Below are 12,970 nucleotides of genomic sequence, written 5' to 3'. Positions count from 1 at the left end.
GCCTGTGGCAAAAAAACAGGCCACCCGGAAAGACCGCTCTCCGGATAGCCTTCATCCCTTTATGAATCTATCATCCTTTTGGAACAACTAAACGAGTTAATATAATAAATTATGTTCATATAAATAATCGTAAGAAATATCAACAAATAAATATTCGTTGTCATCCAATGCCATCGAAAATGTCCGGGTTAATTCTCCGGTTTTAATATCGCTATAGATATTTGACAATTCGCCTTTTGTATCTTCTTTTAATTTAATAATATTCATCAAGAAATACGGACGCCAGCTCCAGTTTTTCCCAAGAGCTTCTTTTTCCACTTCCCATTCGCCATTTTTTCGTACAATATTCGGCGAAATTTGAAAACCTTCTTCATCGCAAATGTAAAATCGAAAAGCATAAGGCGTCAATTTATTTGCCAGTGCCAAAAGCGATTCCTCATCATTGCTTTGGATTCTTGATTGTTCAACAATCGTCGCAATGGTTCTTTTCAATTTCTTCATTTCTTCATATTTTAACTCCAGTTGCTTTCTTTCAGTCGCAATAAACTGCTTGCAATCATTGCTGAACCGCTCTTTTAATGCGTCTGTCGGATTTAGTTGTGCAGAAGGTTTCTGTAAATATTCGCCTTTGAAATAACGCGCTCCATGCTTCCAGGCATGATGCAATTGGTAATCCGTTTTAATATCTTTAAACATTAAAGTGGCGCCCATTTTAATCGCCAAATTTTGAATGGTTGTAAACACATGGCTTTGCGAACCCCATGCATCATAATTTAGCTGGGCGATATTAATCATTAATACGGTCGGTTCCAGCATGAAAATTTGGTCCAAATTGCTGTCTTTTCCGATATCATCCAAAGCGATTTTGACTCCATAAGTTTTCATATATCGAATCGGATGATGCAGCTCTTCGGCATCCCCCTGATATTTATGGGCTGGAATCACTAAATAGATTTTTGGCAACAGGGACTCATCAATGGTTTGTTTGATTGTTTGAAAATACAATTCACCCACATCAGTCATAAACAAATTCGGGTTGCATGGCAAATAGAGATAGTATTCGTTCAATTTATTTTTTGCTTCTTTCAATGCCATTTTAATTAATTGCACTTCTGTTTCTTTTCTTAACTCTTCCGGCACTGATGAATCGTATGTAAAATTGACGATATCGATCGTATTTCCATTAATTTCAAGTTTACCGGAAACCTGAAAGGCGACAATTGACTGGGAATCCGCGCTAAAAATCGGTTCATAATACACTTCTATTTCATTTAATCTATCTAAAATATCCAATGCTTCCATAAGAAACCCCCACACAATACGATAATGTTTCATGCCAAAACAATACTCAGCTAATTGTATTATACATTAAAAAAGTAAGTATCAAAAAGAAACACATCCTGAACATTTTGGGTGGCCAGACAGGATGAAGATTGAAATGACAGGATCCAACGGAATGCCCCTTTTCTCACGGGTTCAAAAGGTTTAGTGCGGCAAATACGGCGAATCTTTCATACATCTAAAAAACACGCATTCCAATATAAAATACAATTTTGTTTGGCGAATTATTCTTTATTATAAAATAATTTTTTAATAAAACATAGTAATTTTATAAAATTTATTGTAAAACAAAGATTTTGTGATAAAACCTCCATTTTCTAATGATGGTTCAAAATAAATATTGATTTGATATTTATTTTGCGCAAGTTCAAAAGCAAAATCGAATCAATGAAGGTGCAAAAACAAAAGCAGCCGCTAAGAATGTCAGATTTAAGCAATGAAACTGCATGTTGGAAACACGAAAAAGGGTTCTTTCCAAAGATTTGGAAAGAACCCTCTTAGATTGAAACCCCGGATATTACATCATGCCGCCCATATCTGGCATTCCGGAATTTTGGGCTGGTGGTTCAGGAATGTCAGCTACCACCGCTTCAGTTGTCAAGAACAATGCAGCGACAGATGCGGCATTTTGAAGAGCAGAACGAGTTACTTTTGCAGGGTCAACGATACCTGCTTCAATCATGTTCACCCATTCGCCAGTGGCAGCATTGAAACCAATGCCTACTTCTTCACGTTTTAAGCGATCAACAATGATTGAACCTTCCAATCCGGCATTTTCTGCGATTTGACGAACTGGTTCTTCAAGGGCACGAAGCACAATTTTCACACCAGTTGCTACATCGCCTTCTGTTTCATCCAATACTTTTTCAACAGCTTTATAAACGTTTACTAACGCAGTACCACCGCCGGCAACTATACCTTCTTCAACCGCTGCACGAGTAGCGTTCAATGCGTCTTCGATGCGAAGTTTGCGTTCTTTTAATTCTGTTTCAGTAGCAGCACCAACTTTGATTACTGCCACGCCGCCAGCAAGTTTAGCTAAGCGCTCTTGTAATTTTTCTTTATCGAATTCGGAAGTTGTTTCTTCGATTTGTGCACGGATTTGATTTACGCGTGATTCGATTGCAGCTTGATCGCCTGCACCTTCTACGATTGTTGTGTTTTCTTTGCTTACAACAACTTTGCCAGCGCGGCCTAATTGAGATATGTCTGCAGTTTTTAATTCTAGACCAAGGTCTGAAGTGATTACTTGTCCACCTGTCAAGATTGCGATATCTTCAAGCATTGCTTTGCGGCGGTCACCGAAGCCAGGAGCTTTTACTGCCACTACTTGGAATGTACCGCGCAATTTGTTCAATACTAATGTCGCAAGTGCTTCACCTTCAATATCTTCAGCAATGATTAACAATGGTTTGCTTTGTTGTACCACTTGCTCCAATAATGGAAGGATGTCTTGGATGTTGGAAATTTTCTTATCCGTAATCAAGATGTATGGGTTTTCTAATACAGCTTCCATTTTGTCTGTATCAGTTACCATGTAGTGAGATACGTAACCGCGATCAAATTGCATACCTTCCACTACATCTAATTCTGTAGCGAAACCTTTAGATTCTTCAATTGTGATAACACCGTTAGTACCAACGCGGTCCATTGCTTCAGAAATGAATTTACCTACTTCTTCGTCAGCTGCAGAAATGGAAGCAACTTGGGCGATTTCTTCTTTATTTTGAACTGGACGGGAAATGTTTTTCAATTCTTCGACTGCTGCAGCAACAGCTTTTTCAATACCTTTGCGGATGCCTACAGGGTTTGCGCCGCTAGTCACGTTTTTCAAGCCTTCACGAATCATCGCTTGAGCCAACACTGTTGCAGTAGTTGTACCGTCCCCGGCAACTTCGTTTGTTTTGGAAGCAACTTCTGCAACTAATTTTGCACCCATGTTTTCATATGGGTTTTCAAGTTCGATTTCTTTGGCGATTGTTACACCGTCATTTGTGATTAGAGGTGAACCGAATTTCTTTTCAAGTACAACGTTGCGTCCTTTTGGACCCAATGTCACTTTCACAGCGTTTGCTAATTTATCTACACCTTTCAGCATTAACGCGCGAGCTTCTTCTGCAAACTTGATATCTTTTGCCATTTTGCCTACCTCCGTATTTTTTCTTTCGGTAATCGAAACTGGTATTTAGACGCCTTAAAATTCATAAAATTGAACAGGCGTAAATGGAATTTTCGTTCTATTTATTATAAAACTGCCAAGATGTCACTTTCTCTTAAAATCAAATATTCTTTACCTTCATATTTCACTTCAGTTCCAGCGTATTTAGAGAAGATGATAGTGTCTCCGACTTTTACTTCGGGTTCAACGCGAGTTCCATTGTCTAATACTCGGCCAGAGCCTACAGCCACAACTTTACCTTCTTGTGGTTTTTCTTTTGCGGAATCAGGAAGTACAAGTCCAGATGCAGTTTTTTCTTCGACTTCGATTAATTCGATAACGACACGATCTCCTAATGGTTTTAGCAAGTGAAACAACCTCCTAATAATCGTATTTTAACTTCCCTTATTAGCACTCGTCCGTCCTGAGTGCTAACACATTTATAATAATAATGAATCATTCCTGCTTTTGCAAGGGAGAAGTATTAAAAATTTCTTTTCTAACAAGATTCCTCTACAATAGAATATGGTTGGCAATGTCATTAGCATATGCTATTTAATGCCTACATTTACATTTTAAACATTTTTTTAGAAAGAGGGAATTATACGATTGGTTAGTCCAAAAAAAGTTCATACCCAAAAAACAGCTTTTTATGTATTAATGACGTATATTTGTTTTCAGCTTTCTTCTTTTTTGCTATGGATACCTCCTTTAAAGAAATTCCTTTTAGGTTTTATAGAACAGCAGGGAAAAGAGGCGGACATTGCGCTCGTCGCCTGGTGGTCTTCCATATCGGCAGGGATTGCCCTGATCATAGCTTTTATTCTAATTTCCAGAAATAAAAATTTTTGGAATTGTTTAAAGGGGGACAAAATGCCCGTTTTGCCGGCGATCGGTTGGGGGCTGGCAGGATTTTTTATGATTTATCTTGGCCAGATCATCGGTGTTCAAATTGAATCATCTCTAGGCATAAAACCAGGATCAGAAAATACAGAAGCGATCATCAACGTTACGAAAACAGCACCGATTATGATTTTGGCATCTGTCATCTTTGGTCCGATTTTAGAAGAGCTTGTATTCCGCCGGGTCATTTTCGGTTCCATCATGGAAGCCCAGAATAACTTTTGGGTGGCTGCCTTTGTGAGCTCCATCTTCTTTGCCATCATCCATTTGGATTTCAGCCATATCATTCTTTATACAATTACCGGTTTTATATTCGCTTTTTTGTACAATAAAACAAAGCGTCTCATTACGCCAATCATCAGCCATATGCTGTTAAACGGCTTTGTTACGTACATGCAGTTAAATCTTGATAATATCCAGCAATTTTTTAATCAGTGACATGCATCAGACGATTGTTTCTGGCAACCCCGATTTCAGCAAAACAAAAAACCTATTTTCAATGAATGGACTTTCATTGAAAATAGGCTTTAATTTTGCTGATTGATTTGTTCCATTTGACGGCGTTGTTCCGCCAGGGCAGCCTCCACTTGATGATTTACTGCCGCTTCCCTTTCCTCTTTCATCCGCTGTTCTTCCGCTTTTTCATATTTCTTATATCCAATTTTTGCAATAGCAATGCTGATTTCATATAAAACGAACAGAGGAATGGACATCAAAATATACGAAACCAAGTCGGGAGGCGAAATCAATACCGCAATGACAAACAACGCAAAATAAGAATACTTTCGAAATTTCACCATCCAAACAGGATTCAGTATGCCGAGCCGTGATAAAAAGAGGGTAATCACCGGAAGTTGGAACAACAAGCCAAAAGGTATCACCAATTTGAATAAAAAGCCGAAGTATTCGTTAATGCCGATCGTCTGCTGAATGCCCAATCGTTCAGACAAGCCCATCATAAAATTCATGACGTTCGGAAAAAGGATAAAGTAGCCAAACAATACTCCAGCCAAAAACAGGATAAAAGCGTAAGGAATATATTTTAATGTAGCCTTCCTTTCAGCTTCATACAGCCCCGGAGCTATAAACGCCCAAAGCTGATATAAAATCACAGGCGATGTTAAAATTAACGCGACAAAAAATGCGACTTCCAAATAAACGGTTAGCGGATCGGTCACTTTAAATGCGTTTAATGTGAGCCCCTGAGATTCTTCACTGTTCATTTGCCCATGATCCGGCTGAAAATATTTAATAAATGGCTCCGCATCATACTGGATGTATTTGATGATCGGCTCAGCAAAATAAAATCCGGCAAATAATGCAATCGCAAAAAAAACAGCACAAACGATCAAGCGCTTTCTTAATTCTTCTATATGCTCGATTACAGGAAGTTCTTTTGGATCCTTTTGCATTTACTAGACATCCTTAAAATTACTTATTATTTTCTTGTTCTTTCGCTTCAACCGTTTCAGTGGAATTTTTTTGCTGATCTATTTGAAGGGTAGTTTGTTCAATCACATTTTTTTTAGAATCCGTAATATCGCTATCATCAATCAAACCTTGCGTGCCTTTTTTGAACTCGCGCAAAGTCGTTCCCATAGCCCGTCCAAATTCAGGCAACTTTTTCGGCCCAAAAATGATTAACGCAACAACCCCAATTATAATAAGAGCTGACGGTGAAATCGCACTTAAATGGACAACCATGATGCCACCTCCTCAGTCATATGTAATTATTTTACCCCAATTCGACATATTTTTCATTACATATCAAATGGTTGTTTGTGAAAACTTTTTATCAATCACTATTACGAATCAAATAGATTAGAGCTTCCAATTCTACCGCCAAATCAATATTCATTACTTTCATCGATTCCGGAACATTTAAACGGACCGGCGTAAAATTCAAAATTCCCTTCGCGTTGATGGCTGCCAACCGGTCGGCAATCATTTGGGCCGAACGCGAAGATACCGTCAAAATAGCCAGTTCTGCATTGTATTTTTGATACATTTCCTCGAGCCGATCGGGATGATATACCGGAATCCCGTTTATTTCATGCCCTTCCATCGGAGCCTTTGTATCGAAAGCAACAACTATTCTTGTATTATGATTTTTCTGGAAATTATATTTTAAAAGAGCGCTTCCTAAATTCCCCACACCAATAAGGGCAACATTCGCCCCCTCGTCCTGATCGAGGATCTGTCTGAAAAATTCCAATAAGTAAGCAACATCGTATCCATAACCTTTTTTCCCTAAAGCGCCGAAATAGGAAAAATCCCGTCGGATCGTGGCTGAGTCAATCTTCATTGCCTCGCTTAATTCCTGGGATGAAACCCTCTGTTTTCCGGCATTTGCGAAATTTTGCAGAAATCGATAATAAAGAGGAAGTCTTTTTGTCGTTGCTTGTGGAATTTTTATATCTTTTTTCACGATAATCCCCCTGCTTCAAATCGAAATTGATTTTATATTACTAAACATAACAAAATAAGTAAAGCGTCCACATTGCCTGAATTCCTTCTATCGATTACACTTAAATAATGAATTGAGGTGTAAACATGATCATACTTCAAGTAAATCAAGTATCAAAATCCTACTTAGCTGATGAAATTTTAAGCGATGTCAAATTGGAAATTCAACATCGGGACCGTGTTGCACTGGTCGGCCGCAACGGCGCCGGGAAAACCACTTTGCTAAAAATCATCGCCGGCCAAATTCCGTACGATTCCGGGGAAATCATCATTCCTAAAGATATAACAATTGGCTATTTAGAGCAACATACAGGCCTTGATTCGCAAAGGACAATTTGGGAAGAAATGATGACGGTATTCGAACCGTTAAAAAAGTTGGAAAAGAGGCTCCGGGAATTAGAACAGCAAATGGCCGATCCTTCAGTCTATGAAAACCCTGAGAATTACGATCGGATCATGAAAGAATATGATCAACTGCAGCATACATTTAAAGAAGCCGGCGGTTATCAATATGAGGCGGATATCCGCTCCGTTCTGCATGGTATGAAATTCTACCCTGACATGTACGGACAAACCGTTTCATCCTTATCGGGAGGGCAACGCACACGGCTGGCCCTTGCCAAATTGCTACTAAGCAAACCGGATTTATTAATTTTAGACGAGCCTACCAACCATTTAGATATCGAAACTCTAAGCTGGCTTGAAAATTATTTAAAATCTTATGATGGCGCCATTCTAATGGTTTCCCACGACCGTTATTTTTTGGATCAGATTGTTCATATCGTATATGAGGTATCGAGAGGCCGTGTAACCAGATATATAGGAAATTATAGCGATTATTTGGAACAAAAAGCAAAACAGTACGAACGCGATTTAAAAATGTATGAACAGCAGCAAGATGAAAAAGCGAGACTGGAAGCCTTTATTCAAAAAAACATTGCCCGCGCTTCCACTGCCAGACTTGCAAAAAGCAGGAGAAAAATGCTGGAACGCATCCAATGGATGGAAGCTCCTGACGGTGATGAAAAATCCGCAAAATTCGGGTTTGAAATCGAACGACAAAGCGGAAACGACGTGCTGTCAATCGATAATTTATCCATTGGGTATGATCATGAACATATTATTTCACGAAATATCAACTTGCGCATTTTCCGGCAAGATCGGGTTGCCATTGTCGGCCCAAACGGTATCGGAAAATCCACTTTGCTAAAAACCATCGTTAAAGATTTGCCGGTTTTATCCGGCAGCATCCGTTACGGAACAAACGTCAAAATCGGTTATTATGATCAAGATCAAACGAAACTTCACAGCAACAAGACGGTTTTGAATGAACTATGGGACGAATGGCCGCTTATGAACGAAAAAGATATCCGTTCCATATTAGGTCAATTTTTATTTAGCGGCGACGATGTCCTAAAACCTGTACATTCCCTGTCCGGAGGAGAAAAAGCGCGTCTAGCCCTTGCCAAGCTAATGCTGGAAAAAGCGAATTTCCTTGTCCTGGACGAACCGACGAACCATCTCGATTTGGACAGCAAGGAAGTATTGGAAAACGCGTTGATGGACTACCCCGGAACGATTTTATTTGTTTCCCATGACCGTTATTTTATCAATAAAATCGCCACAAAAGTGATTGAATTATCTCCAACAGGCTCGATGGAATATTTGGGGGACTATGACTATTATGTCGAGAAAAAGCAAGAATTGATGGAATTGGCCGAAATGAGCGTGGCGAAAAAAGAAGCAACGCAAGAAACCAAGCCCGAACGTTCATCGTCAGCCAATAAAGAATTCAAAAAAAGAGAAAGACAAATCCGAAGAAAATTGGAAGAGATTGAAAATAATCTTGCTAATTGTGAAGAGGAAATTAAAAACATCGAGCTCAAGCTATGCGAACCGGAAATTTTCAGTGATTATGAAAAAGCATTGGAGCTGCAAAACCAACTGGATTCGTTTAAACAAGCCTACAGCGAACTCGAACTGGAATGGCTGGAACTGCAAGAAGAGTTGGAAAATCTTCAATCCTGATTTGCTGCCTGAAAAATTGTTCAGGCGGCTTTTTCTTTGTTTCTCAAATTCTTACCGACATGTTGTATTGCCCATATATCTTGGTCAATAGACAAATTTCGATAATAATTTCCCACAATTTTATTCACAATCAAAACTCAGTAATATCAACATATCAACAACATTTTCCACAGTATCCACATTACAATTTTTTATTATCCACATTTGATTCTGAAAAAATACACACAATATATTGATTTCCCACAATTTTATCACAGGTTATGCACAAGTTATCCACAGATTGTGCATAAGTACGAATGTTCGTCTTGACAAATGAAGAAAGATATTAACATACTTGTGGATAACTTTTCAGAAAAATAAAAAATATTTTAATTCTGTGTATAACTTCAATAAAAAAAGATATGACAAAATATGTCATATCCGAAAACCTTTTATATTATGATTGACGAAGATTGTCGTTTTCGCCAATCCAGCTCTTTAATTCCTTTCCAGGCAAACCGTTCATCGATAAATCGCTTCTGACACCCGCTTCATACATGTAAGCCGCACAGGCTGCAATCATCGCCGCATTATCGGTGCATAAATTCAATGGAGGAGCCGTAAAAGGAATTCCTTCTTGCTCAAGGGCTTTCCGGAGACTTTCCCGCAATCCCCGATTTGCAGAAACACCTCCGGCCACGATCACTTGTTTTACACCGAAATCCTTTGCAGCTCTTACGGTTTTCGTTGTTAATACTTCCACTACACTGTCCTGAAAGCCTTTGGCAATTTCTTCAGGGACAATTTTTTCCCCTCTCTGCTCCAAATTATGTTTATAGTTAATGACAGCGGATTTTAGCCCGCTAAAACTAAAGTCATACGAATCCTCCAGCCACGCCCTCGGAAATTCTACTCCCCTTTTAGCTTCATGAGCCATCCGGTCAATATGCGGACCGCCCGGATAAGGCAAATTCAGGACGCGGGCCACTTTATCGTATGCTTCACCCGCTGCATCATCGCGGGTTTCCCCGATCACTTCGAAAGAACCGTGTTCCTTCATATACACCAATTCCGTATGTCCTCCGGAGACAACAAGCGCAAGAAGCGGAAATTGCATCTCTTCCACGAGAGCCGTTGCATAAATATGGCCGGCAATATGATGTACTCCGATAATGGGCAACCCATGGGCAAAAGCGAATGCCTTTGCAGCATTAATGCCAATCAATAATGCTCCGACAAGCCCCGGCCCTTCCGTTACTGCAACTGCATCCAAATCTGATGGAACGATGTTTGCCTTTGCCAACGCCTCTTCTATAACAATGGTAATTTGCTCGACATGATGGCGGGACGCAATCTCCGGTACGACCCCTCCAAATCTTTTTTGACTTTCAATTTGTGAAGCGACGACGTTGGAAAGAATTTCATTTCCATTTCTTACGACACTTGCTGCAGTTTCATCACAACTCGTTTCTATCGCTAAAATTAAGTTTTCCATTATAGTTTCACCCACATTACTAAAGCATCTTCATGATTATCTGCATAATACCCCTTCCGGATTCCGCCTTCCTGGAATCCGAGTTTTCGGTATAAATTTTGTGCAACCTCATTGGATACCCGTACTTCCAAACTCATCATATCCGCATTATGTTCCTTCGCCGCCCGCATCGCTTCCCTCATCAGCCCTTCCCCGATTCCTTGGCCTCTGGCTTTCTCTGTTACGGCCACATTCGTGATTTGGGCGGAATCAATGACAATCCACATACCACAATAGCCAACAATATTTCCATCATCGTCTTCTGCTACGATGTAATATGCATAAGGATTCACACGCATTTCATAATGGAACGAATCCAGGGACCAAGGAGTGGGAAAGGATTCGACTTCGATAGCATGTACTGCCTCCACATCTTGTGCAGTCATTTTCCTATATCGTACCATCATGATTGCTCCTTTTGATGTTGCTCTAGCCATTTTGCTTCCGCTTCAGCCAAACGGTAATATTTTGGAACAAAGGAATGGATCGTTTCCAACGATGGCAGAGGTTCTTTTTCAGCCAACTCAATTAGTTTAGAAGCTCTTGGCAAATTGAGAGAAGAAGGCGCAAATTTGGCTTGTTCGCCTAAAACTGTCTGAATATCTTCCTTAAATTTTTGAACATCCATGCCCACAAACAGAATCTGATCGTTATATTCTTTTAACTGCTGCAGCAATTCTTCCAAAGAACCGTGATGTTCCGGAATAACTGTTTCTAAATTCATTCCTCGGTACGCTGCTGCATAAACATTTTTTCTTCTTGCATCGAATAATGCACAAATGATTCCTTTGTATAATTCCGCATTGCTTGCGAGCACTTTTAAACTGGATACACCGGCTAAAGGCTTTCTTAATGTCCATGCCAAAGTTTTTGCGATTGTCACGCCAATTCGCAATCCGGTGTAGGAACCTGGTCCTTCCGAAACCGCGATTGCATCAATGTCAACGGGGGTTAAATTGGCTTTACGAAAAACTTCTTCAATTGCCGGCATGCAGGTAACGGAATGTGTCATGTTTGTGTTTTGCACAATTTCTGCCAACACTTGTCCATCCCTGACAATTGAGACGGAAAGTGGTTTATTTGAAGTTTCGATTCCTAACCAAATCATTGAAATAACTCCTCACATAGCCGTTCGTATCGTTTACCGACCGGTTTAAAGATGAATTTCCTTTTATTTTCTCCCATTCTTTGAATTTCAATTTCTAATCTTTCATCAGGCAAGTGATCTTCAATTAAATGCGCCCATTCGACAACCGTAACGGCATCACCGTAAAATATTTCTTCCCATCCTAAATCTTCGTCACTGTTTTCCAATCGATAGACATCAAGATGGTTTAAAGGCAATCTGCCTTCATATTGTTTCATAATCGTAAAAGTAGGGCTATTGACCGTCCTGGAAATGCCGAGTCCTTTGGCCAAAGCCTTGATGAATGTTGTTTTTCCGGCACCTAAATCTCCTTCAAAAGTAATATTATCCCCAGGCTCAAGCAAATTCGCCAAACGAATGGCCAATTGGTTCGTTTCTTCTAATGAATGGACTTCCTTTTCATACATTCCCATCACGTATCCTCTCACCTAACATCAACAATAGTTTATCGAAAAGAGCCTATCATCTTCAATGAAAAGCAAAATAAAAACATCTCTCTATATAGTAACGCATTGCTTTCTTATCTAAAAATAAATTGTTTCAATTTGTTATATAGAGAGATGCTCCGGCAATTTTTATCTATAAAGATAGTGGAGGAGAAAGTGGAGAAGGCTTGCCAATAAAATAAAAACGAGTACCACGGTGTTTCTTTTTAAACGCTTCATTTTTTCACCTCAAAAAGGGGATTTATATTATATTTATTCTGTTTCTTTTTTTGTGCCATGGCATGGTAGGGACTTCCTCTTGGATTCAAACCATTTGAGCAAAAATCCTTGCTTCTCAATGTAAAAAGCCATTACTGCCAAAACAGTAATGGCTTTTTTACAACAATCTACTTCGTTCCCGGCTTTTCGCTTCCTTCTGATTTGAATCACCTTTTCTTTATATTGCAGCTTCCTTATTCTTTCGAACAAACTTTCAATTTTTATCATTTAGGGTTTATTTTTTAAAATAAAACAGCACCACTTTTCAGTGGTGCCTTTGCGAAGCGCGCGTCTATCTCTCGCAGGAGATGCCACCCACTCCCATCGGCGCTGGCTCCGAAGCCCGTTGACCTTCGAATCTCTGCGTCAGCATCGGCGGTCCGGACTCACGTACAAAGTACGCTCCGTTCCGGTCCGCCTCGCTTCCTTGTTCTTCTTGGTCCCCGGGCTTCTCGCCTGCTGCTGATCGGCATTTCCTTTTCTTTTTATTGTCCGTTTCCTTAGCCGCGCCGACCTGACCTGCGGTCTTTGGCAGTTTGGGGCTTTTTTGAAAATAAAAAAGCACCACTTTTTCAGTGGTGCCTTCTTGCGAAGCGACGTCCTACTCTCGCAGGGGGAAGCCCCCAACTACCATCGGCGCTGAAGAGCTTAACTTCCGTGTTCGGTATGGGAACGGGTGTGACCTCTTCGCCATCGTCACTTCACAATAT

At 39.9% G+C, this 12,970-nt stretch carries 12 protein-coding genes and 1 rRNA gene; 2 read left to right on the top strand and 11 right to left on the bottom strand.

What is annotated here, in order from left to right; translation table 11 throughout:
• Positions 1–96: 96 nt before the first annotated feature.
• From FKZ59_RS12365 to groES, 3 genes are all read right to left on the bottom strand, one after another.
• Positions 97–1,302 carry an EAL domain-containing protein gene (locus FKZ59_RS12365; protein ID WP_141603067.1) on the bottom strand — a complete coding sequence of 402 codons (1,206 nt, stop codon included), beginning with the start codon at positions 1,300–1,302 and terminating at the stop codon, positions 97–99.
• Between the two features lie 556 nt (positions 1,303–1,858).
• The gene (groL, locus tag FKZ59_RS12360) at positions 1,859–3,481 is read right to left on the bottom strand and encodes a chaperonin GroEL (protein WP_141603066.1); all 1,623 of its coding nucleotides are present in this window, start codon (positions 3,479–3,481) and stop codon (positions 1,859–1,861) included.
• Between the two features lie 104 nt (positions 3,482–3,585).
• Positions 3,586–3,867 (bottom strand): co-chaperone GroES, encoded by a 282-nt coding sequence (gene groES / locus FKZ59_RS12355; protein ID WP_141603065.1) that lies wholly within the window; start codon positions 3,865–3,867, stop codon positions 3,586–3,588.
• Between the two features lie 241 nt (positions 3,868–4,108).
• Between groES and FKZ59_RS12350 the strand changes: the two genes are divergently transcribed.
• Positions 4,109–4,840 (top strand): CPBP family intramembrane glutamic endopeptidase, encoded by a 732-nt coding sequence (locus FKZ59_RS12350; protein WP_220125038.1) that lies wholly within the window; start codon positions 4,109–4,111, stop codon positions 4,838–4,840.
• 89 nt (positions 4,841–4,929) lie between these two features.
• Here FKZ59_RS12350 and tatC read toward each other — a convergent pair whose 3' ends face one another.
• The 3 genes from tatC to FKZ59_RS12335 form a co-directional block, all read right to left on the bottom strand.
• A complete protein-coding gene (tatC, locus tag FKZ59_RS12345; RefSeq protein WP_141603064.1) occupies positions 4,930–5,814 on the bottom strand; it encodes a twin-arginine translocase subunit TatC in 885 nt (294 codons plus the stop codon).
• A gap of 19 nt (positions 5,815–5,833) precedes the next feature.
• The gene (locus FKZ59_RS12340; RefSeq protein ID WP_141603063.1) at positions 5,834–6,106 is read right to left on the bottom strand and encodes a twin-arginine translocase TatA/TatE family subunit; all 273 of its coding nucleotides are present in this window, start codon (positions 6,104–6,106) and stop codon (positions 5,834–5,836) included.
• Positions 6,107–6,197: 91 nt separating this feature from the next.
• On the bottom strand, positions 6,198–6,830 hold the full coding sequence (locus FKZ59_RS12335) for a redox-sensing transcriptional repressor Rex (RefSeq protein ID WP_141603062.1): 633 nt from the start codon (positions 6,828–6,830) through the stop codon (positions 6,198–6,200).
• Positions 6,831–6,955: 125 nt separating this feature from the next.
• Here FKZ59_RS12335 and FKZ59_RS12330 point away from each other — a divergent pair, with 125 nt between their 5' ends.
• On the top strand, positions 6,956–8,896 hold the full coding sequence (locus FKZ59_RS12330) for an ABC-F family ATP-binding cassette domain-containing protein (RefSeq protein ID WP_141603061.1): 1,941 nt from the start codon (positions 6,956–6,958) through the stop codon (positions 8,894–8,896).
• Positions 8,897–9,332: 436 nt separating this feature from the next.
• On the opposite strand, the gene tsaD is transcribed toward FKZ59_RS12330, so the two are convergent.
• The 5 genes from tsaD to rrf all read right to left on the bottom strand — a co-directional run bounded on the left by tsaD (position 9,333) and on the right by rrf (position 12,964).
• On the bottom strand, positions 9,333–10,370 hold the full coding sequence (gene tsaD, locus FKZ59_RS12325) for a tRNA (adenosine(37)-N6)-threonylcarbamoyltransferase complex transferase subunit TsaD (RefSeq protein WP_141603060.1): 1,038 nt from the start codon (positions 10,368–10,370) through the stop codon (positions 9,333–9,335).
• The gene (rimI, locus tag FKZ59_RS12320) at positions 10,370–10,813 is read right to left on the bottom strand and encodes a ribosomal protein S18-alanine N-acetyltransferase (protein WP_141603059.1); all 444 of its coding nucleotides are present in this window, start codon (positions 10,811–10,813) and stop codon (positions 10,370–10,372) included. Before rimI ends, tsaD begins: the two co-directional genes overlap by 1 nt.
• A complete protein-coding gene (tsaB, locus tag FKZ59_RS12315; RefSeq protein WP_141603058.1) occupies positions 10,813–11,517 on the bottom strand; it encodes a tRNA (adenosine(37)-N6)-threonylcarbamoyltransferase complex dimerization subunit type 1 TsaB in 705 nt (234 codons plus the stop codon). Before tsaB ends, rimI begins: the two co-directional genes overlap by 1 nt.
• Entirely contained in the window at positions 11,514–11,963 is a 450-nt protein-coding gene (gene tsaE / locus FKZ59_RS12310; RefSeq protein WP_141603093.1) for a tRNA (adenosine(37)-N6)-threonylcarbamoyltransferase complex ATPase subunit type 1 TsaE, read from the bottom strand. The genes tsaB and tsaE overlap by 4 nt, the downstream gene beginning before the upstream one ends.
• An 885-nt stretch (positions 11,964–12,848) precedes the next feature.
• Positions 12,849–12,964, bottom strand: a 5S ribosomal RNA gene (rrf, locus tag FKZ59_RS12305).
• Positions 12,965–12,970: the final 6 nt, after the last annotated feature.

This window comes from Ureibacillus terrenus (assembly GCF_006569205.1).
Taxonomy (GTDB): domain Bacteria; phylum Bacillota; class Bacilli; order Bacillales_A; family Planococcaceae; genus Ureibacillus; species Ureibacillus terrenus.
Note: the sequence above shows the minus strand (reverse complement) of the source record. Positions and strands in the feature narration are given on the sequence as shown.